The sequence below is a fragment of the Yinghuangia sp. YIM S10712 genome (genome assembly GCF_051388935.1).
GTDB lineage: Bacteria > Actinomycetota > Actinomycetes > Streptomycetales > Streptomycetaceae > Yinghuangia.
In genome coordinates this window covers 183,959-203,343 of record NZ_JBPKBI010000003.1, presented here as the reverse complement: position 1 = coordinate 203,343, position 19,385 = coordinate 183,959, and the positions used below count along the sequence as shown (strand labels likewise).

Here is a 19,385-nt window from a genome sequence, read left to right as displayed (position 1 = left end):
CCCCCCCCCCCCCCCCCCCCCGACTGCTTTGTGCCGCCCCCGTCGGCGGCCCGGGCGTCGCGCTGTGGCTCAGATCTCCAACTGCGCTTCGATGCTCCGGAGTTGGTGGCGCGCCATGGCGAGGTTCGCACGGCCCTTGTCGAGGGCCAGATACAGGAACAGGCCGTTCTTTCCGCGCCCCCTCAGCAGCCGGATCAGGTGGTATTGGCTGCCGAGGGTGATGAGGATGTCCTCGATCTCGTCCTTGAGCCCCAGCATCTCCATGGCCCGGGCCTTGGCCCGCACGACGTCGGTGTTCCCGGCCGCCGCGACGGTCAGGTCGAGATCCTTGCCGCCGCCGAGGACGCCGAGCGCCATGCCGCTGGTGTAGTCGACGAGGGCGACGCCGATCGTGCCCTCGATGGTGGTCATGGCTTCCTTGAGCGCGGTGTCGGTGTTGGCAGCCATCCGGGTGTCTCCTCTGGTTGGTGTTGTGCTCGGTGTTGTCGTCGGTGTCGTGCGAGGCGGTCTCGCACGCGTCGGTCTCGCTCGTGGTGTGGGCATGGCTGCGCCTTTCACGGTCGAACACCGTTGTCGCGCGCATTCAGGGCCTCGGTCACCAGTTCGGCGATCCGGGCGCTGGAAAGGCGCGATTCCAGGTGCAGGCGGCCGACGTTGGTGCGCGGCTCCGCCAGCACGGTCAGCACCGCGGACGGGCCGGCCGCGTACGTCGCGACGTAGCCTTCCTCGCCGCGCACGAGCAGTTCGCGGAAGTCGCCGCGCCCGGTGGCGGCGGCCATGCGTACCGCGACCGCCAGTGACGCGGCGGTGAGCGCGGCCACGCTCTCGCCTTCGGGCCCGGCCGCGTCCTGGGCGATCACCAGACCGTCGATACTGGCCGCCACCGCGCCGGTCACCTGGGGCAGTCGTGCCCGCAACCGCCTTATTTCGTCGAGGACTTCGGCTTCCGCGGCGGGCACTCGTGGTCTCCTCCTCCCGGCGCGCTGCCACAGCGCGCGCTTCATGACGGCGTGGTGGGGGTCTCGCGACCGGTCTTCGCGGTCACAGGCGCGCCTCCAGTGCGTCGCGGATTCGGCGCAGGAGCTCGATGTCCGGTGGTTCTGTCGTGGCCGCCCAGGCCGGGCGAGGGGACGGGGGGTCAGGCGGGTTTGCCGCGGTGTCGGCGGGTGTGTCGGAGGGAGTGTCGGTTCGCGTGGGCTGGGCTGTGCCGGGCGGCGGGGCCACGAGTCCGGCGGCGGCCATGCGGCGTACTTCGACCAGGATGTGGAACGCGGGCCGGCCGAGGAGATGGGCGATGGTGCCGGGGGTGCGTACGCCGTCGGCGAGGCCGAGGACCGCGCGGCGGAGGACGGTGCGCGGCTCGGGAGCCGCTTCTCGCCTGCGGACGGGGCAGAGGTCGATCCGGGCGTCGGGGAACACGCTTTCGAGCAGGCCTCGGCGCCGCAGGCACTCGCGGGCGACCGTGTGCGCGGCGACCGGGCGTACCGCGCCGAGCCAGTGCGCCGCGCCGGGCCGGAAGCGTACGGGGCCGGAGTCCGGCGCGAGCGTGAAGTACGCGGCGTCGAACAGCGTGGCCAAGTGGGCGATCTCCAACTCGCCCGTGGAAATCCGGTGTTGGTCCACGAGGTGCTGTGCCACCCGGCTGTCGCCGCCTGCGTGGTCGACCGCGCGCCGCCAGGCTTCCGGAGTCAGTCGCCCGCCTGCGGTCAGCAGCGCGTCGAGCGTCGGCGCGGCCGGGCTTTCGGCGTGGACGACCTCGCCGCGGCGCAGGTAGAGCGCGCCTGTGCTGCTGAGCAGGACGCCGGTCGCGTGCCGGTCGTCGGCGAGGAGTGTGAGGAGGGCGTCGGTGGGGAGCACGGGCGAGGGCGGGGGCACTTCGGCCGAGGCGCCGGCGGGTCCGGGGACGGTGTCGGGCGGCGGGTCGGTGCCGCCGGGGTCCCGCGGGGCGGCGTGGCGGGCCCCGGGGGTGCGCGGTGCGCCGCAGGGGCCGGGAGGAGGCGAGGGCGCCGGGGTGCCGTGCGGCGCCGAGGGGGTGGCGGAACGCGGTGCCGGGGAGGAGGGCACGGCCGGGGGCACGGGGGGTCTGGGGGGAGGAAACACGGGCCTCGGCGTGGGGGCGGACCCGGGTGCCGGTGTTCGGCGCGGTGCGATGGCGAGTGTCACGACAAGGCCAGCCGTTCGGCGAGGTCTTGGAGCCGGACTCGGGCGAGAGCCAGGTTGGCGTGTGTTCGGTCGAGCCATACGTGCACGAACACGTTGGTGTCGAACTGGGTCTCGACGAAGCGCAGCAGGTGGAACCCGGTGCGGGTCGTGACGATGATGTCCTCGACCGGTGTGTCGGCGGCGACGAAGCCTCCGCCGGGGGACGCGAAGGCCGCGTATTCGGCGGTCAGCCGGGCGAGTTCGGCGGTTTCGGCGGCGGTGGCCTCGTGGTCGCCGTTCGGCGACGCGCCGGCGGTGCCGAGTGCGAGGCCGCTGACCCACTCGACGACCGACGCGCCCAATGCGCCCGGTAGATCCATGGCCTGATGCAGGCACTCGTCGATCCCTGGCACGCGCGGCTCCCCTTCCTGCGTGGCGACTGTGACCACGACGCTACGCAGAGCGCATGCGCGTACGAGTGAAATCCTCTGTTTTCCAGCGGAGCCCCGGGTCGGTGGGCGTAAGATGCGCACGCCAAATTGCGAACGCCCGTACCAGGTACGGCATTTGGCTACAGGAAAGGGCATACCGGCGCACGGTCCCGTCGCTCGGTGAACGCGGGTCCGCCGCCGGTATCGAGGAATGTTCTCGGGGTTTCTCGGGTGGCGGCTTCGCCGCCGTGCTCAGCCCAGCCGCTCGATGACGGTCACGTTGGCCTGCCCGCCGCCTTCGCACATCGTCTGGAGCCCGTAGCGGCCGCCCGTGCGCTCCAAGTGGTGGAGCAGCGTCGTCATCAGCCGCGCGCCGGTGGCGCCGAGGGGGTGCCCGAGGGCGATCGCGCCGCCGTTCGGGTTGACCTTGGCGTGGTCCGCTTTGATGTCCTTCATCCAGGCCAACACCACGGGCGCGAAAGCCTCGTTGATCTCGACCGCGTCGATGTCGTCGATGGTCAGGCCGGTCTTGGCGAACGCGTACTCGGTCGCCGGGATCGGTGCGGACAGCATCTCGATCGGCGAGGCGCCCCGTGCGCTGATGTGGTGGATGCGCGCCCTCGGCGTCAGCCCGTACCGCTTGAGGGCCTGCTCGGAGACCACGAGGAGGGCGGCGGAGCCGTCCGCGATCTGGGAGGCGACGGCGGCGGTCATCCGGCCGCCCTCCATGAGTACGCGCAGCTCGGCCATCTTCTCCGACGTCGTTCCCCGGCGCGGGGGTTCGTCGGTGGCCACCAGGGTTCCGCCCACGTCGACGGGGGCGATTTCCCGGCTGAAGAAGCCGTTGTCGATCGCGTGGAGCGCGCGTTCGTGGGACGCGAGTGCGTACGCCTCCATCTCGGCGCGCGTGATGTCCCAGCGCCGGGCGATGAGTTCGGCGCCGTGGAACTGGTCCACGGGCTGGTCGCCGTACCGTTCGACCCAGCCCGTCGAGCCGGAGAACGGGTCGTCGAAGCCGAATTGCCGTGCCGACGTCATGGCCGCGGAGATCGGGATCTGGTTCATGTTCTGCACGCCGCCCGCGATGACGATGTCGCTGGTGCCCGACATGACCGCCTGTGCGGCGAAGTGCACCGCCTGTTGCGACGACCCGCACTGCCGGTCGACGGTGACGCCGGGGACCGCCTCGGAGTAGCCGGCGGCCAGCCACGCGGTGCGGGCGATGTCGCCGGCCTGTGGGCCGATCGCGTCGACGCAGCCGAAGATGACGTCCTCGACGGTGTCGGGGTCGATGCCGCTGCGCTCGACGAGCGCCTTGAGGACGTGCGCGCCCAGGTCGGCGGGGTGGACCCCGGCGAGTGAGCCCTTCTTGCGACCGACCGGCGTGCGTACGGCCTCGACGATGTAGGCCTCGGGCATCGGCTCTCCCCAGCTCTTCGGCACCTCTTCGGCAGCTCTGCTGAACTGACGACCCGTCAGTTATATGCTACCCGCGCGCGGCGGAACGCCGAAGACGTGTGCAGCGTGAGGAGAGTTTCCCGATGGATCTCGAATTCACCACGCAGGAACAGCAGTTCCGGCAGGAGGTCCGCTCCTGGCTGACCGACAACGTCCCGGCCGTCCCGCTGCCGTCGATGGACACCGAGGAGGGCTTTCGGCTCCATCAGGCCTGGGAGAAGAAGCTTTTCGACGCGCGCTGGGCCGTCGTGTCGTGGCCCGAGGAGTACGGCGGTCGCGGCGCGGGCCTGACCGAGTGGCTGATCTTCGAGGAGGAGTACCACCGCGCGGGCGCCCCCGGCCGCGTCAGCCAGAACGGGATCTTCCTCTTCGCGCCCACCCTCTTCGAGTTCGGCAGCAGGGAGCAGCAGGACCGCTACCTCCCCGCGATGGCCTCCGGCGAGGAGATCTGGGTGCAGGGCTGGTCCGAACCCGAGGCGGGATCCGACCTGGCCAACGTGCGCTCGCGCGCGGAACGCGACGACACACGCGGCGGGTGGGTGCTGAACGGACAGAAGATCTGGAGTTCGCGGGGCACGTACGGACACCGGCTGTTCGGCCTCTTCCGCACCGACCCCGAGGCGCGGCGGCACCACGGGCTGACGTACTTCACGGTCGACCTCGCGTCCCCCGGCGTGACCGTGCGTCCGATCGCGCAGCTCGACGGCGAGCCCGGCTTCGCGGAGATCTTTCTCGACGACGTGTTCGTGCCGGACGCCGACGTGCTCGGCGCACCCGGTGAGGGCTGGCGGATCATGATCGCCACGACGGGCAGCGAGCGCGGGTTGAACCTGCGCAGCCCCGGCCGCTTCCTGGCACCCGCACAGCGCCTGCTCGACCTGTACAGGCAGCGCGGCGGTGACGGGGAGCTGCGGGACGCGGTCGTGCGGGCGTGGATGGACGCGGAGGCGTACCGGCTCTTCACCTTCGGTACCGTCACCAAGCTGCAAGGCGGCGGGCAGATCGGGGCCGATTCGTCGATCAACAAGGTCTTCTGGTCGCAGATGGACGTCGACCTGCATGCGACCGCGCTGCGGCTTCTCGGCGAGTACGCCGAACTCGACGCGGCGTCCCCCGAAGCGGTCGACGGCGCTCGCTGGCTGGACGGCTTCCTGTTCGCCCTCGGCGGGCCGATCTACGCGGGCACGAACGAGATCCAGCGCAACACCATCGCGGAACGCGTCCTCGGTCTGCCCAGGGCCCGCTGAGTGTTTCGTACCGACAGCCTTGCGGACGAAGGGAACCGACGATGCGTCTGGCCTACGGCGACGAGCAGCACCTGTTTCGCGAGACCGTCCGCGACTTCCTGGCCGCGAACTGCACCACCGCCCACCTGCGGGCCGCGTGGTCGGCCGACTCGGCCGTCTCGCCGCGCTGGGCGGAGCTGGCGAAGCTCGGCGTGACCGGCCTCGTCGTCCCGGAGGAGCACGACGGGCTGGGCCTCGGCGACGAGGAACTGTCGGCGGTCCTGGAGCAGGCCGGGTACGCCGCGCTCCCCGACCCGCTGCTGGACACCGCCGTGGCCACCGGCCTCCTGGCCGAATTCGCCGCCGACGCGGGCCGGCTGGCACCCATCGCGCGGGGCGAGTCGGTGGCGTCCGTCCTGCTGCCCGGGCAGGCGTTCGCGATCGAGGCGGAGGCGGCCGACCTGCTGGTGATCGGTGTCGCCGGCGAAGGCGCGTCCGCCGAGATCCACGTGGTCGACCCCGAGGAGTGCGCGTTGACCGCGCAGACCTCGGTCGACCGCAGCCGCAACCTCTTCCGCGTCGACTTCGAGCCGGTCCCGGAAACTCTCGTCGCGGCCGGCCCTGCGGCTGCCGCCGCCCTCGCCCGCGCGGCCGACCGGGGAGCGCTCGGCGCCGCGGCGTTCCTCCTCGGCCTCACGCAGCGCATGCTGGATATGGCCGTCGGCTATGCCAGGCAGCGTGTGCAGCGCGGGGTGCCGATCGGCAGCCACCAGTCCGTGCAGCACCACCTGGCGAACGTGCTGGTCAAACTGGAGTTCGCGCGTCCGGTCGTGATGCGCGCGGCGTACTCCCTGGCCAGGGGACTGCCGTCGGCGGCGCGCGACGTCTCCATGGCCAAGGTCTACGCGGGCGAAGCCGCCGACCTCGCAGCCCGCAACGCGCTCCAGGTCCACGGCGCCATCGGCTATACCGAGGAGCACGACCTGCACTTGTTCATGAAACGTGCGTGGGCGCTGAACGCCGCGTGGGGCGATGTCGGCCACCACCGCGCCCGCGTCGCCGCCGACCTCCTGGGCGACTCACCGGCCCCGGTGACGCCGGCGTTCTGAGCGGCGGCTTTCGAAGTCACCGGCGCGGTTCTCCCGGCATCCGTCCAGGGCTCTGCCGGCGCGGAACCAGCGGGGCGCCGTCCTCGAAAGCCCTTCGGGCCGCCGCCCGGCGGTCGCGCGTCGCCCGCATCTCGCGCATGCCGAACAGCTCCATCGCACCGAGCGCGATCAGGACCAACAGCACCGTCCACCGGCTTTCCAAGGCCATCAGGTCCCCGAAGGTCACGGCCGGCTCCTTCTCGATGCCGAGGATGTCGAGACCCGCGCGTGCGGTGTGGGACGCGCATGAGCGGTCGTCGACGCTTTCCCTCAAGTCAACAGGCGAAGGCGGTCGCACCGACATGGTGCGACCCCCCAGACCCGGGGTGGGGCTACCCCCACCAGCCGCGCGGGGTCTACCGCACGCGGAAGTCCTTGCCGCGCCGGTGGAACAGCGCCTCCTGGTCCTCCGGCGGCAGGTTGCCCATGGTGATCAGGTGCGGAGCGATCGTCAGCGCCTGGGCGCGGGTGAGGTCGCGGGCCGCCCACAGCGCGCGCAGCGAGCCCTGGACGCCGTGCGGCGGGTACGACGCGATGACCTCGGCCGCCCACCGCGCCGTCTCGTGCAACCGGTCGGCGGGGACGACCTGCGAGACCAGACCGGTTTCGTACGCCCGCTGCGCGCTCATCCGCTCGGCGTTGCCCATCAGCGTCAGCCGCATGACCTCGCCGAACGGCATGCGCTGCGCGAGGTGCGTCGACTCGAACCCGGACACCATGCCGTAGGTGGTGTGCGGGTCGAAGAACGTCGCATGTTCGGCGGCGATGACGAACTCGCATTCGCCGAGCAGGTAGAAGGCACCGCCGCAGGCGAAGCCGTTGACGGCGACGATCAGCGGCTTCCACAGCTCGGAGGTCTTGGGCCCGATCTTCGGCATCGGGTCCACGGGCATGTACGGCGACGCCGGTTGCGCGATGTTGACGGAGCGGTCGATGCCGGTGCTGAACGCCTTGTCGCCGGCGCCGGTGAGAACGATGACGCGCACGTCGTCATCGACGCGCAAGTCCCGCCACAGACCGTGGAGTTCCTCGATCATCACGAGGTCGAACGCGTTGAGCCGGTCCGGCCGGTCCAACGTGACCCAGGCGACGCCGTCGGCTTGTTCGTACCCGAGCGTCTCGAACTTGCGCATATAGCCCGTCCTTTGCGTGTCCCGAGTCGGTTCTTGTCGTGGCGCCTTTTCCATCGCAGTTATCTGACGTACCGTCAGCTAGAGACTAGAGCACCGGCGGCCCGCAGCGGACCTCTCAGGAGCGATCATGCCCAGCGATCTCAGCCGGGGCGGCATCCCCGCACTCGTCGACCACGCCGCCGAGCGTTTCGGCCACCACGAGGCCGTTGTGGACGGCACCGCCCGAATCTCGTTCACCGAGTTGCGCGACCGCGTGCACGCTGCCGCGGCAGCCGCGATCGCCGCGGGCGTCGGGAAGGGCGACCGGGTCGCGATCTGGGCGCCGAACACCCTCGACTGGATCACCGCCGCCCTGGGCACACTCACCGCGGGCGGCGTCATCGTGCCGGTCAACACCCGCTACAAAGGCGCGGAAGCGCAGTACGTCCTGGCGAAGACCCGCGCCAAACTCCTTTTCGCCTCCGGCTCGTTCCTGGGCACCTCGTACGTCGCCATGCTGCGTTCCGCCGCAGGCCCAGCCGCCGAAGGGCGGCCGTTCGCGGGGCTCCCCGACCTCGCCGTCGCCGTCGTCCTCGCCGACGACGCGCCCGACTCGTGTGCGACCTGGTCCGGATTCCTGGCCGCGGGCGCGACCGTGCCGCCCGAGGCGGTCGCCGCGCGGGCCGCGACCGTCACCGCCGACGACGTCGGCGACATCATCTTCACGTCCGGAACCACCGGCCGCCCCAAGGGAGTCACGACCACGCACGGCCAGTCGATCCGCGTCTTCGCGACCTGGTCGGACGGCGTGGGGCTCACCGAGGGCGACCGCTATCTCATCGTCAACCCGTTCTTCCACACCTTCGGCTACAAGGCCGGCATCCTCGCGAGCCTGATCACGGGGGCGACGATGATCCCGCAGGCGGTCTTCGACGTCGACGCCGTGCTGTCGGTGATCCAGGCGGAAAAGGTCACCGTGCTCCCCGGGGCGCCGACGATCTATACCTCGCTCCTCGACTCCCGCACCCGCGACAGATACAACCTGTCCTCGCTCCGCCTCGCGGTCACCGGCGCGGCGTCGGTGCCGCTTTCGCTCGTGAAACGGATGAGCACCGAACTCGGTTTCGACACCGTCCTGACCGCGTACGGCCTCTCCGAGTCGTGCGGCACCGCCACGATGTGCCGCAAGGGCGACCCGCCCGAGATCGTCGCCACCACCTCCGGACGCGCGATCGACGGTGTCGAGGTGACCACCGTCGACGCCGCCGGCAAGCCCACGGCCCCCGGCGACCCCGGCGAAGTCCGCATACGCGGCTACAACGTGATGCGCGGCTATTTCGAGGACCCCGAAGCCACCGCCGAAGCCGTCGACGCCGACGGCTGGCTGCACACCGGCGACGTCGGAATCCTCGACGAACAGGGCAACTTGCGGATCACCGACCGCATCAAGGACATGTACATCGTCGGCGGCTTCAACGCCTACCCCGCCGAGATCGAATCCGCCCTCGCCGGCCACCCGGCCGTCTCCGAGGCCGCCGTCATCGGCGTCCCGGACTCCCGCCTCGGCGAAGTCGGCAAGGCGTACGTCCTCCTCCGCCCGGGCGCATCGGCCACCCCTGCCGAACTTGTCGACTTCTGCCGCCGCGAAATGGCGAACTACAAGGTGCCGCGACACGTGGAGATCGTGAGCGAACTGCCGCGCAACGCGATGGGGAAGGTGCTGAAGTACGAGCTGCGAGCCCGGGAGGAGTCGGCCGGGAGCCGTTGAACGGGCCTTTCCGCGAAGGGAGCATGCGCGCGGTGCTCGTGAAGCCGGGCGGCAACGCCGCGCTGACCGCTGCCGCAGTTGCCGTGCACGCCTCGCCACCGGCCACCCGGACAGGTGTGCGAAACCCGCGCTGACAAAACACAGTTGGTGTAAAACGGTTGTTTTCGTCTCTCCTCGGATATCGGGAACTTCCCCACTGAAACGCATAATTCGACATTGACGCGGCGGTGCGGCAGTCGACAGAGCCTGGGCTGTCCTGAATTCACCTGCCTGGATGCGGCGTCCTCCTGCGACCCACGCTGATCGGCGCGGTACGGAAGCCGCTGACGCGGCGCCGCCGTCCCCGCGCCGGAAAACCCCGCCGCCCGAAGGTTCCTGCGGATATTGGATCACGCACGGTGTTGATGGATATCCGTATGGTGTCCGTCCCGACGGTCTGACACGCTCATGTGCCGAGGGCGGTGAAGCCTTGCGGAACGCTTTCTGACGGCGCGTCATGCTCTCTGCCTCGCAACGGCCTGAAAACCGACAACTGCAACGGAGAGCACCTTGAGCTATCGGAACCTTGTCGCCGTGGCCGTCGCAGTGTTTCTGGCAGCGGGCTGTGGTGGTGGCGGTGACGACAAGCAGGACCCGAGCCGTCCGCCCGCGGCAGGCCAGTCGGTCGGCGGTGCCGGAGCCGACGGCAGCGGCGAGCCGCAGCCTGAGAATCCGGAGCAGGGCACGAAGCTCGCCGAGGCCCACTCGTTCGAGGAGATCGCCGCGCTGCTCAAGCCGGCACTCGGCCCCTGCCAGCGCCTGATGACGACCGGTCACCCCCTCACCGAGCTCAACGCTGCGGACAAAGCGCGCGGGGGGACGCAGAAGGCCGTGTGCTTTTACCAGGAGCAGCAGTTCTCGTTGGCGTTCCTGCTCATCGACGCGGACAACAGTACGTTCGAGGCGTTCCACAAGCAGCACGACATCTACTCCAGCGAGCAGGCCGGCATGGGATTCACCGTTGAACTCGTCGGATCCGCGAACGACGAGGTGGAGGCCGATGTCGCTCAGCAGCTCAAGCTGACCGGGCTGCCCTTCCTGAACTGCGAGCAGGATTTCGCGCCCCACGACGGCGTCCAGGTCACCGAGGCGAAGACGCCGGGCTGCCGCTACACGCCCACCCCGCGCTACTGACCCATGTGGCGTGTGGAGTTCCGGTGGCCGCCGCCGGCCGACACGTCCGATTCATTCAAGACCGATCCGGGGGCCGGTGCCTAACGTGCCGGTATGACGTGGATCACCGACGACATCATCGAACGCGCCGAACGGTTCGTGTGGACGACGGCGCGCGTGCTGGAGCAGCGCCGTTTCGCATGGCATTTCCGGGGAGGCGGTGGCGGGCCCGGCGGTGTGCTGGACGCGCTCGACGCGTATCGGACGGCGGACGGGGGGTACGCGTACGGCCTTGAACCGGACGTACGCGGCCCCGCCCCGCAACCGGCGACGCTGCGGGCGGCGGTTCCGATCCTCGCCGAGACGGGCGCGCTGGCCGACACGCGGACGGCCGCACTGTGCGACTGGCTTGCCGGCGTCACCGAACCGGACGGCGGTGTCCCGGCGGCGCTGCCGACCCTGCGCCCGTACCCGCACCCGCCCTGGGTGCGGATCCCGGACCACCTCCAGAGCGGCCTTCTGCCCACCGGCTGGATCGTCGGGCCCATGCTGGTGGCCGATGTCCTGCACCCGTGGGTGGCCGGTGCTTCCGACTTCTGCCGGGGCGCGATCAACGCCCTCACCGAGACGCGCGCCGAGACGCATCCGTACGAGGTGCACGCGGCACTGGCGTACCTCGAAGGGGCTCCGGACCGCCTGTGGGCCCGCGACCAGGCCGCGTTGTTGGGCGAAATGGTCCGCGAGCAAAGGCTGGTCGTGCTGGACCCGACCCACCGTGAGCAGGCCAGGATTCCACCGGGCTACGCCCCCGGCGAGTACCACTACCCCTACGACTACGCCCCGAGCCCGGACAGCCTCGCCCGGTCGTGGTTCTCCGAGACCGAGATGCAGAACAGCTTCACCCATCTGGTGAACGCCCAGGAAGAGGACGGAGGTTGGCCGATCCGCTGGGCGGAGTGGGCCCCCACGATCCGTGCGGAGTCCCGCCCGATGGTCACCCTTGAGGCGCTGCTGACCCTTCGCGCATACAGCAAGTAGTCGGTCTCGAACGGCGGCCACGCGACGGGATGCACCTTCGTCGCGTGGCCGCTGATTGAGAGTGACGGAGCGTCAGGTTCGCCGGTCGGGCGGTACTCCCAGCTTTCCCCATGGGGTTGTCTGACTGGGCGTCAGGTTCGAGGATGGGTTCTCTGGCTGCGTGACGGTTTGATGAGGGAGCCTCGTATGGCCGCGATCCTGTCCTCCGGTGGGCTGCACTACGGCATGCAGTTGCCGGTTCAGGCGCAGAGCAGGTTGTTCGCGGAGGAGTGGGAGGGGACCGCGGGGGCCGAGGGGTTGGCGGCGGTTGCGAAGGCTTGTGATCGCGGGGGGTTCGCGTACGTTGCGGTGTGTGATCACACGGCGATTCCGCGCGGTCACGCGGCGATGATGGGCACCGAGTGGTGGGACACCATGACGACGCTCGGGTGGCTGGCCGGGATGACGAGTGAGGTGCGGTTGCTCAGCCACGTCGCGATCCTCGCGTACCGGCATCCGATGATGGCGGCGAAGGCGTTCGCCACGCTCGATGTCATTTCGCGGGGACGCGCGGTCGTGGGGGCGGGGGCTGGGCATGTGGAGGCCGAATTCGCCATGCTCGGGCTGGATTTCGCGGAACGGGGGGCGGTGCTCGACGAGTCGTTGGAGCTCCTTGATCTCGCTCTGCGCGAGGAGTTCGTGACGTTCGAGGGGGAGCGGTTCCGGGTCGGCGACATGGGGCAGCGTCCGCGCCCGGTGCAGGTGCCGCGTCCGCCGATCTGGGTGGGTGGGTCGGCGCGGCCGGCGCTTCGGCGGGTGGCGAGGTACGCCGACGGCTGGTTGCCGCAGGGCAGCCCGAGGGAGACCTTCCCCGCGCAGGTCAAGGAATTGCGGCGTCTGCGCGAGGAGTTCTGTCGCGGGGATGAACCGCTGGACATCGGGGCGATTCCTGAGCCGCTGTATGTCGGCACCCCCGGTTGGGATGTCGGCGAGCGCACGGTGACGGGTGGTCCCGAGCGCATCGCGGAGTCGCTGCGCTGGTATGGCGAGCAGGGGGCGGATCAGGTGCAGGTGCGTTTCCGCAGCCGGGAGCTGAACGAACTGCTGGACCAGATCGAGTCGTTCGCGACGCAGGTCGCGCCGTTGCTGGGCAAGGACTAGCGGATCTCGGCGCCGCTCCGGGGCCGGTCGAGTCCGTCGGACACGGGGGCGGCACAGCGTCGTTCGCGCATGTGGGAGCGCCTGAGACGCCTTGCAACGCAAGAAATCTGACGTACCATCAGAAACTGTGTGGGGCGCCGGAGGCGCGGCGCGCAGGCGTACCGAGACCCAGGGAGTCCGAGGCATGCTCGACCACCTCATCACCGGAGCCACCGTCGTCGACGGGACGGGAGCACCCGCCTACAAAGGTGACGTCGGAATTCGGGGCGGACGCATTGTCGCTGTGGGACCGGCCGGGAGTGTGAGGGAAGAGGCCGCGACGACCGAGGACGCCGAAGGGCTCGTGCTGGCTCCCGGGTTCATCGACCCCCACACTCACTACGACGCGCAACTGCACTGGGACGGCTACGCGACCCCGTCCGTCAACCACGGCGTCACCACCGTCATCGGCGGGAACTGCGGATTCACCCTTGCTCCCCTCCGGGCCGAGGACGCCGACTACACGCGCCGCATGATGGCCAAGGTCGAGGGAATGGCCCTGCCGGCGCTCGAAAACGGGATCGACTGGTCGTGGGAGACCTTCGCCGAGTATCTGGACAGGCTCGACGGCAGGGTCGGGGTCAACGCGGCCTTCATGGCCGGGCACTGTGCGATCCGCCGTTATGTGATGGGCGCGGACGCGGTGGGCAAGGAGGCCACGCCGGCCCAGGTCGAGGCGATGGTCGCGGAACTCGGCAAAGCCATGCGGGCGGGCGCGATCGGGTTCTCGACCGGGCGGTCCAACCACACCGACGGCGACGGCCGTCCCGTTCCGTCGCGGCACGCCGCGCCCGACGAGGTGTTGGCGTTGTGCGCCGAGGTCGGGCGGCACGAGGGGACGCAGTTGGAGGTCATCGTCGCGGGCTGTCTCGACAAGTTCAGCGACGACGAGATCGACCTGCTGACGAGGATGACGGTCACCGCGGACCGGCCGGTGAACTGGAACGTCCTGACCGTCGACGCGGCCGCTCCCGACCGGGTGCCGCGTCAGCTCCACGCGTCGGAGAAGGCCAAGGAGGCGGGCGGGAGGATCGTCGTCCTCACGCTGCCGGTGTTGGTGCCGATGAACATGTCGCTGCTCAACTACTGCGCGCTCAATCTGCTTCCGGGGTGGGGCGAGATATTGGGGCTGCCCGTACCCGAGCGCATAAAAAGGCTCTCCGACCCGGCGACGCAAGCCGAGATGCTCCGGCGCGCCAACAGCGACGAGGCCGGAGTCTTCCGCCGCCTGGTCGACTTCGGGCGGTATGTCATCGGTGACACGTACTCCGCCGCCAACGAGGGCCTGAGCGGGCGCGTTGTCGCGGACATCGCCGAAGAGCGCGGCAAGGACGACTTCGCGACGCTGGTCGAGATATGCGCCGCGGACGAGTTGCGCACGGTGTTGTGGCCGATGCCGACCGACAACGACCCGGCGTCGTGGGAGCTGCGGCGCGAGGTGTGGCAGAGCGAACACGTCATCCTCGGCGGCTCGGACGCCGGAGCGCATCTGGACCGAATGTGCGGCGCGACGTACACCACCCGTTTCCTCGGCGACACTCTCCGCGGTCGCAAACTCGTGTCGCTGGAGCGCGCGGTGCAGATGCTGACCAGCGATCCGGCGCGGCTGTTCGGTCTCAAGGACCGCGGCCGGATCGCCGAGGGCTGCCACGCCGACCTGGTGTTGTTCGATCCCGAGCGCGTCAACTCCGGCCCGGCCCGCCTCGTCCGCGACCTGCCGGGCGACAGCCCGCGTCTGACCGCCGAGTCCGAGGGCGTCGTCTCCGTGCGGGTCAACGGCGTCGAGACGGTCCGCGACGGCCGTACGACCGGTGCTCTGGCCGGTACGGTGCTGCGTTCGGGCAAGGACACCTACACCGTGGCCGCGGACTCCGTGAGCTTTTGATCCACGACGGCGCGCGGGCCCGGCCGCCGATCCCCACGGCCGCCCGCTTCTCCCGTGATGTGCGACACGAGTCGGCGAAACCCCGCGAAGCGCGCGCCTACAGTTGGTCTGTTCGGGGCCCGGAAGGCCCCGTCCGGCCAGGCTGAGCGAGGACGACAGCGAGGGGTGTCGAATGACCCAGACTCCGACCGAGAACGCGATGCGCCGCGCGCTGCGCCGCGCCCGTGACGGGGTCATGCTCGACGTCTCCGAGGCCGAAGTGCTGCTGCACGCGAAGGGCGCGGACCTCGACGACCTGTGTACGTCCGCGTCGCGGGTGCGCGATGCGGGGCTGGAGCAGGTCGGCCGGCCGGGTGTGATCACCTACTCGCGCAAGGTGTTCATTCCGCTGACCAGGCTGTGCCGCGACAAGTGCCACTACTGCACGTTCGCGACCGTTCCCGGCAAGCTGAAGCGCGACGGACACGGGATGTTCCTCAGTCCCGACGAAGTCGTGCAGATCGCCCGCGACGGTGCCGCGATGGGCTGCAAGGAGGCGCTGTTCACACTCGGCGACCGTCCCGAGGCGCGCTGGCCCGAGGCCCGCGAGTGGCTGGACGCGCACGGCTACGACGACACCCTCTCCTATGTACGCGCGATGGCCGTCCGCGTCCTGGAGGAGACGGGCCTGCTGCCGCATCTCAACCCCGGCGTCCTGTCGTGGACGGATCTGCAGCGTCTCAAGCCGGTCAGTCCGTCGATGGGGATGATGCTGGAGACCACCGCCACACGCCTGTGGTCGGAGCCGGGCGGGCCCCATCACGGATCGCCCGACAAGGAGCCCGCGGTACGCCTGCGGGTCCTCGAAGACGCGGGCCGCTCCAACGTGCCCTTCACGACCGGGATCCTCATCGGCATCGGCGAGACGATGGCCGAACGCGCCGAATCCGTGTTCGCGTTGCGCAAGGTGGCCCGGCAGTACGGCGGCATCCAGGAAGTCATCGTGCAGAACTTCCGCGCCAAGCCGGACACCGCGATGCGCACGGTCGCCGACGCCGACCTTCAGGAACTCGCCGCGGCGATCGCGGTCACCCGCATCGTGCTGGGTCCCAAGGCGCGCGTGCAGGCGCCGCCGAACCTGGTCGGCGAGGAGTTCGCCCTGATGGTCCGGGCGGGCATCGACGACTGGGGCGGTGTCTCGCCGCTGACGCCCGACCACGTCAACCCCGAGCGCCCGTGGCCGCACATCGACGAACTCGCCGAGCGGACCGCCGAGTCCGGCTTCACGCTGCGCGAACGCCTCACGATCTACCCGGAGTTCGTCAAGCGCGGCGAGCCGTGGATCGATCCGCGCGTCCTCCCGCACGTACGCGCGTTGAGCGACGCCGACGGCATGGCCGTCGAGGGCCGTGTCCCCGAAGGCCTGCCCTGGCAGGAGCCGGAGGATCTGTTCACGGCGGCGTCGGGGCGTACCGACCTGCACGTCACGATCGACACGACCGGCCGCACCGCCGACCGCCGCGACGACTTCGACGAGGTCTACGGCGACTGGGAGGAGTTGCGCGGCCAGGCGACGTACGGCAGGGACGGCACCGCAGCGCCCGTGCGGATCGACGGTGACGTGAAGGCCGCGCTCGCCCAGGCCGCCGCCGACCCCACGCTGCTGACCGACGACCAGGCGCTCGCGCTGTTCCACGCCGACGGCCCCGCGCTCGACGAACTCGCCCGTATCGCCGATGACTTGCGCAAGGAGGTCGTGGGCGACGACATCACCTACGTGGTGAACCGCAACATCAACTTCACCAACGTCTGCTACACCGGCTGCCGTTTCTGCGCGTTCGCGCAGCGCCGCACGGACGCCGACGCGTACACGCTGTCGCTCGACCAGGTCGGCGAACGCGCCGAACAGGCCTGGGGCGTCGGGGCGACCGAGGTGTGCATGCAGGGCGGCATCCACCCGGACCTGCCCGGTACGGCGTACTTCGACATCGTGCGCGAGGTCAAGAAGCGTGTCCCGGGCATGCACGTGCACGCCTTCTCGCCGATGGAGATCGTCAACGGCGCGACCCGCACCGGCATGTCGATCCGCGACTGGCTCCAGGCCGCGAAGGAGGCCGGGCTCGACACGATCCCCGGCACCGCGGCGGAGATCCTGGACGACGACGTGCGCTGGATCCTGACCAAGGGCAAGCTGCCCGCCGCGACGTGGGTCGAGGTCGTCACGACCGCGCACGAACTCGGCATTCGTTCCAGCTCGACCATGATGTACGGCCACGTGGACACCCCCGCGCACTGGCTCGCGCACCTGCGGCTGCTCGGCCGCATCCAGGAACAGACGGGCGGTTTCACGGAGTTCGTGACGCTTCCGTTCGTCCACACCAACGCGCCGGTCTATTTGGCGGGTATCGCGCGGCCGGGCCCGACTCTGCGCGACAATCGCGCGGTGCACGCGATGGCGAGGATCCTGCTGCACGGCAGGATCGGCAACATCCAGACGAGTTGGGTCAAGCTCGGGGTCGAGGGCACCAACATGATGCTCCAGGGCGGCGCGAACGACATGGGCGGCACGCTGATGGAGGAGACCATCTCGCGCATGGCCGGCGCCGACAACGGCTCGCGCAAGTCCATCGCCGAACTGGAGGCCATGGCCGCGTCGTTGGGCCGTCGCGCGCGGCAGCGCACCACCACCTACGGCGAAGTGCCCGCAGAGCGCCGGGAGATCGCGCGTCGCCACGACGAGGAAGTCCAGAAGATCATGCTGCCCATCCTCGGCTGACGGGCCTTGTGGGCACGCGCTCGGCCGGCAGGCGTCGAAACTTGGGGAGGAGCAAGTGATGGCCGCACTGTGGTCGAGAGAGCGGCAGCAGGACTTCCGCAGCCGGGTGCGTGGCTGCCTGCTCGGCGGCGCCATCGGCGACGCGCTGGGCGCCGGCATCGAGTTCCTGGGCCTCGACGAGATCCGGGCGCAGTACGGGGCGGACGGCGTCACCGGGTATGTGACGGCGTATCACCGCCGCGGTGCGGTCACCGACGACACACAGATGACGCTGTTCACGGTCGAGGGGCTGATACGCGCCCACGTGCGCCGCGACGAGGGTGTGTGGCATCCGCCGACCGACGTGCACCGGGCGTACCTGCGCTGGAAAGCCACGCAGAGCGACTGGGGCCCCGACGAACGCCGCGACGAGGGCTGGCTGGTGCGCGAGGAGTGGTTGTACAGCTCGCGCGCACCCGGCCAGGCGTGCCTGCGCGGCCTCGACGACGACATCATGGGCACCTTGGAGAAGCCCAAGAACGCCGACTCCAAGGGCTGCGGCGCGGTGATGCGGTCGGCGCCGTTCGGGATGCTCGTCGGCTGGAGTCCCGACCTGGTCTTCCAACTCGCCGTCGAATGCGCGGTCCTGACGCACGGTCACCCGACCGGCTACCTGTCCGCCGGGGTCTTCGCGGTCCTGGTGCACGCGGTCATGCAGGACGCCGGGATCGAGGCGGGGCTGCGCGAGGCGATGGAGCTCGTGCACGCGTACGAAGGACACGAGGAGACCGTCGCGGCCGTGGACGCCGCGCTGCGGATGGTCCGTGCCGGCACGCCCGACCCCGCTCGGGTCGAAGGGCTCGGGCAGGGCTGGACCGCCGATGAGGCGCTCGCGATCGCACTGTACTGCGCCCTGGTCGCGCCGGACGTGCGCAGCGGACTGCTGCTCGCGGTCAACCACTCCGGCGACAGCGACTCGACCGGTTCAATCTGCGGCAACCTGCTCGGCGCGATGCACGGCGAGACCGCGCTGCCCGCCGACTTGGTCGCCGAACTGGAGGGCCGGGGAACGCTGTTGCAACTGGCCGACGATTTCGCGATGGAAATGACGCAGTCGGCGGCACTGCACAGCGCGGACGGGCCACCCACTCACTGGGCCAAGCGCTACCCGGCCGCTTGACCGCCCGCATGGCCAACGAATTCCCGTTCGCTACAGGGGAGTTCATTCGGTCGTGCGGCTCTCCCGATCTGCTGCTTCGGCGGCCACCGACTCCGCTGTGTTTTCCATGGTGGCCACCGACTCCGCTGCGTTGCTTTTGGCGGCCACCGACTCCGCCTGTGCGATCAACGCCTCCAGTTCGGCGTGGGTGATCCCTTCGGGGATCTCCATGGGGACGTTGCGCAGTGGCGGGTCCCAGCCGGTGGCCGGGTCGTACCGGCGCACGACCTTCGCCGGTACGCCGGCCACAACGCTGTGGTCCGGCACCGTGCCGCGCACCACCGAGCCGGCCGCGACGACGACGTTCCGGCCGAGCCGCGCGCCGGGCAGGATGATCGCTCCCGCGCCCAGCCAGCTCCCGCTGCCGATTTCGACGACGTCGTTGACCGGCCATTGCAGCCCTATGGGCCGGTCCGGGTCGGCGTAGCCGTGGTTCTGGTCGGTGATGTAGACGTACGGGCCGGTCCACACGTCGTCGCCGATGACGATCGAGTTGTGGCCGACGATGTGGCTGCCGCGCCCGATCGTGCACCGGTCGCCTATCGTCACGATCGTCCGATTGCCGAGGTCGTGGCCCGGGATGAGGCCCGCGGACAGGCTCACGTGTTCGCCGATGAGGTTGCGCTCGCCGATGCGGATCCAGCGTTCGCCGAAGATGGCGCCGGTCGGGAACGCGAACCGCGATTCCGCGCCGAGGGCTCCGAAGCGCAGGAGTCCGGGGCGTTCGGCGGTGATCGTGCCGGCCTCGCGCAGCACCTGCCAACCGCGGTGCAGAGCCCGCGATACGGCCCGTCGGCCGCTTCCGCGCAGTGAGTGGGCGATCGACATGGCGAACACGCTAGCGACCCCGGCGCACCGGACGGCGTGCGGTGGGACGAAGGTCACGCCGCACG

17 protein-coding genes are annotated in these 19,385 nt (G+C 70.2%); 9 read left to right on the top strand and 8 right to left on the bottom strand.

The window, feature by feature from the left end; translation table 11 throughout:
• Positions 1 to 69 precede the first annotated feature (69 nt).
• The 5 genes from ACRX5W_RS10295 to ACRX5W_RS10275 all read right to left on the bottom strand — a co-directional run bounded on the left by ACRX5W_RS10295 (position 70) and on the right by ACRX5W_RS10275 (position 3,992).
• On the bottom strand, positions 70 to 447 hold the full coding sequence (locus ACRX5W_RS10295; RefSeq protein ID WP_436787712.1) for a hypothetical protein: 378 nt from the start codon (positions 445 to 447) through the stop codon (positions 70 to 72).
• A gap of 107 nt (positions 448 to 554) precedes the next feature.
• The gene (locus ACRX5W_RS10290) at positions 555 to 1,004 is read right to left on the bottom strand and encodes a roadblock/LC7 domain-containing protein (protein WP_436787711.1); all 450 of its coding nucleotides are present in this window, start codon (positions 1,002 to 1,004) and stop codon (positions 555 to 557) included.
• A 37-nt stretch (positions 1,005 to 1,041) separates the two neighbouring features.
• Entirely contained in the window at positions 1,042 to 1,857 is an 816-nt protein-coding gene (locus tag ACRX5W_RS10285; protein WP_436787710.1) for a transcriptional regulator, read from the bottom strand.
• Between the two features lie 302 nt (positions 1,858 to 2,159).
• The gene (locus tag ACRX5W_RS10280; RefSeq protein WP_436787709.1) at positions 2,160 to 2,555 is read right to left on the bottom strand and encodes a hypothetical protein; all 396 of its coding nucleotides are present in this window, start codon (positions 2,553 to 2,555) and stop codon (positions 2,160 to 2,162) included.
• A gap of 270 nt (positions 2,556 to 2,825) precedes the next feature.
• Positions 2,826 to 3,992, bottom strand: coding sequence for an acetyl-CoA C-acetyltransferase (locus ACRX5W_RS10275; RefSeq protein ID WP_436787708.1), 1,167 nt, complete (start codon positions 3,990 to 3,992; stop codon positions 2,826 to 2,828).
• A 122-nt stretch (positions 3,993 to 4,114) separates the two neighbouring features.
• On the opposite strand from ACRX5W_RS10275, the gene ACRX5W_RS10270 reads away from it, so the two are divergent.
• Both ACRX5W_RS10270 and ACRX5W_RS10265 read left to right on the top strand, forming a co-directional pair.
• The gene (locus tag ACRX5W_RS10270; protein ID WP_436787707.1) at positions 4,115 to 5,278 is read left to right on the top strand and encodes an acyl-CoA dehydrogenase family protein; all 1,164 of its coding nucleotides are present in this window, start codon (positions 4,115 to 4,117) and stop codon (positions 5,276 to 5,278) included.
• A gap of 41 nt (positions 5,279 to 5,319) precedes the next feature.
• Positions 5,320 to 6,366 (top strand): acyl-CoA dehydrogenase family protein, encoded by a 1,047-nt coding sequence (locus ACRX5W_RS10265; RefSeq protein ID WP_436787706.1) that lies wholly within the window; start codon positions 5,320 to 5,322, stop codon positions 6,364 to 6,366.
• 16 nt (positions 6,367 to 6,382) lie between these two features.
• On the opposite strand, the gene ACRX5W_RS10260 is transcribed toward ACRX5W_RS10265, so the two are convergent.
• Both ACRX5W_RS10260 and ACRX5W_RS10255 read right to left on the bottom strand, forming a co-directional pair.
• Positions 6,383 to 6,679, bottom strand: coding sequence for a hypothetical protein (locus ACRX5W_RS10260; RefSeq protein WP_436787705.1), 297 nt, complete (start codon positions 6,677 to 6,679; stop codon positions 6,383 to 6,385).
• An 82-nt stretch (positions 6,680 to 6,761) separates the two neighbouring features.
• Positions 6,762 to 7,538 carry an enoyl-CoA hydratase/isomerase family protein gene (locus ACRX5W_RS10255; RefSeq protein WP_436787704.1) on the bottom strand — a complete coding sequence of 259 codons (777 nt, stop codon included), beginning with the start codon at positions 7,536 to 7,538 and terminating at the stop codon, positions 6,762 to 6,764.
• Between the two features lie 127 nt (positions 7,539 to 7,665).
• Here ACRX5W_RS10255 and ACRX5W_RS10250 point away from each other — a divergent pair, with 127 nt between their 5' ends.
• From ACRX5W_RS10250 to ACRX5W_RS10220, 7 genes are all read left to right on the top strand, one after another.
• Positions 7,666 to 9,285: a FadD3 family acyl-CoA ligase gene (locus tag ACRX5W_RS10250; RefSeq protein ID WP_436787703.1), complete on the top strand. Its 1,620-nt coding sequence runs from the start codon at positions 7,666 to 7,668 to the stop codon at positions 9,283 to 9,285.
• A 573-nt stretch (positions 9,286 to 9,858) separates the two neighbouring features.
• Complete coding sequence (locus ACRX5W_RS10245; RefSeq protein ID WP_436787702.1) at positions 9,859 to 10,458, top strand: hypothetical protein; 600 nt, start codon at positions 9,859 to 9,861, stop codon at positions 10,456 to 10,458.
• A gap of 93 nt (positions 10,459 to 10,551) precedes the next feature.
• Positions 10,552 to 11,475, top strand: coding sequence for a hypothetical protein (locus ACRX5W_RS10240; protein WP_436787701.1), 924 nt, complete (start codon positions 10,552 to 10,554; stop codon positions 11,473 to 11,475).
• Between the two features lie 186 nt (positions 11,476 to 11,661).
• Positions 11,662 to 12,615, top strand: coding sequence for a TIGR03619 family F420-dependent LLM class oxidoreductase (locus ACRX5W_RS10235; protein WP_436787700.1), 954 nt, complete (start codon positions 11,662 to 11,664; stop codon positions 12,613 to 12,615).
• A gap of 127 nt (positions 12,616 to 12,742) precedes the next feature.
• Complete coding sequence (locus ACRX5W_RS10230) at positions 12,743 to 14,539, top strand: N-acyl-D-amino-acid deacylase family protein (RefSeq protein WP_436787699.1); 1,797 nt, start codon at positions 12,743 to 12,745, stop codon at positions 14,537 to 14,539.
• Between the two features lie 172 nt (positions 14,540 to 14,711).
• Positions 14,712 to 17,294, top strand: a complete 2,583-nt coding sequence (locus tag ACRX5W_RS10225) for a bifunctional FO biosynthesis protein CofGH (RefSeq protein ID WP_436787698.1) — start codon at positions 14,712 to 14,714, stop codon at positions 17,292 to 17,294.
• 58 nt (positions 17,295 to 17,352) lie between these two features.
• The gene (locus tag ACRX5W_RS10220; RefSeq protein WP_436787697.1) at positions 17,353 to 18,453 is read left to right on the top strand and encodes an ADP-ribosylglycohydrolase family protein; all 1,101 of its coding nucleotides are present in this window, start codon (positions 17,353 to 17,355) and stop codon (positions 18,451 to 18,453) included.
• Between the two features lie 42 nt (positions 18,454 to 18,495).
• Here ACRX5W_RS10220 and ACRX5W_RS10215 read toward each other — a convergent pair whose 3' ends face one another.
• The gene (locus ACRX5W_RS10215) at positions 18,496 to 19,320 is read right to left on the bottom strand and encodes an acyltransferase (RefSeq protein ID WP_436787696.1); all 825 of its coding nucleotides are present in this window, start codon (positions 19,318 to 19,320) and stop codon (positions 18,496 to 18,498) included.
• Positions 19,321 to 19,385 lie beyond the last annotated feature (65 nt).

Coding starts and splice junctions, on each gene's coding strand:
- ACRX5W_RS10235 (WP_436787700.1), top strand. CDS start 11,662: ATGGCCGCGATCCTGTCCTCCGGTGGGCTGCACTACGGCATGCAGTTG.
- ACRX5W_RS10220 (WP_436787697.1), top strand. CDS start 17,353: ATGGCCGCACTGTGGTCGAGAGAGCGGCAGCAGGACTTCCGCAGCCGG.
- ACRX5W_RS10250 (WP_436787703.1), top strand. CDS start 7,666: ATGCCCAGCGATCTCAGCCGGGGCGGCATCCCCGCACTCGTCGACCAC.
- ACRX5W_RS10225 (WP_436787698.1), top strand. CDS start 14,712: ATGACCCAGACTCCGACCGAGAACGCGATGCGCCGCGCGCTGCGCCGC.
- ACRX5W_RS10290 (WP_436787711.1), bottom strand. CDS start 1,004: ATGAAGCGCGCGCTGTGGCAGCGCGCCGGGAGGAGGAGACCACGAGTG.
- ACRX5W_RS10295 (WP_436787712.1), bottom strand. CDS start 447: ATGGCTGCCAACACCGACACCGCGCTCAAGGAAGCCATGACCACCATC.
- ACRX5W_RS10270 (WP_436787707.1), top strand. CDS start 4,115: ATGGATCTCGAATTCACCACGCAGGAACAGCAGTTCCGGCAGGAGGTC.
- ACRX5W_RS10215 (WP_436787696.1), bottom strand. CDS start 19,320: ATGTCGATCGCCCACTCACTGCGCGGAAGCGGCCGACGGGCCGTATCG.
- ACRX5W_RS10275 (WP_436787708.1), bottom strand. CDS start 3,992: ATGCCCGAGGCCTACATCGTCGAGGCCGTACGCACGCCGGTCGGTCGC.
- ACRX5W_RS10240 (WP_436787701.1), top strand. CDS start 10,552: ATGACGTGGATCACCGACGACATCATCGAACGCGCCGAACGGTTCGTG.
- ACRX5W_RS10255 (WP_436787704.1), bottom strand. CDS start 7,538: ATGCGCAAGTTCGAGACGCTCGGGTACGAACAAGCCGACGGCGTCGCC.
- ACRX5W_RS10265 (WP_436787706.1), top strand. CDS start 5,320: ATGCGTCTGGCCTACGGCGACGAGCAGCACCTGTTTCGCGAGACCGTC.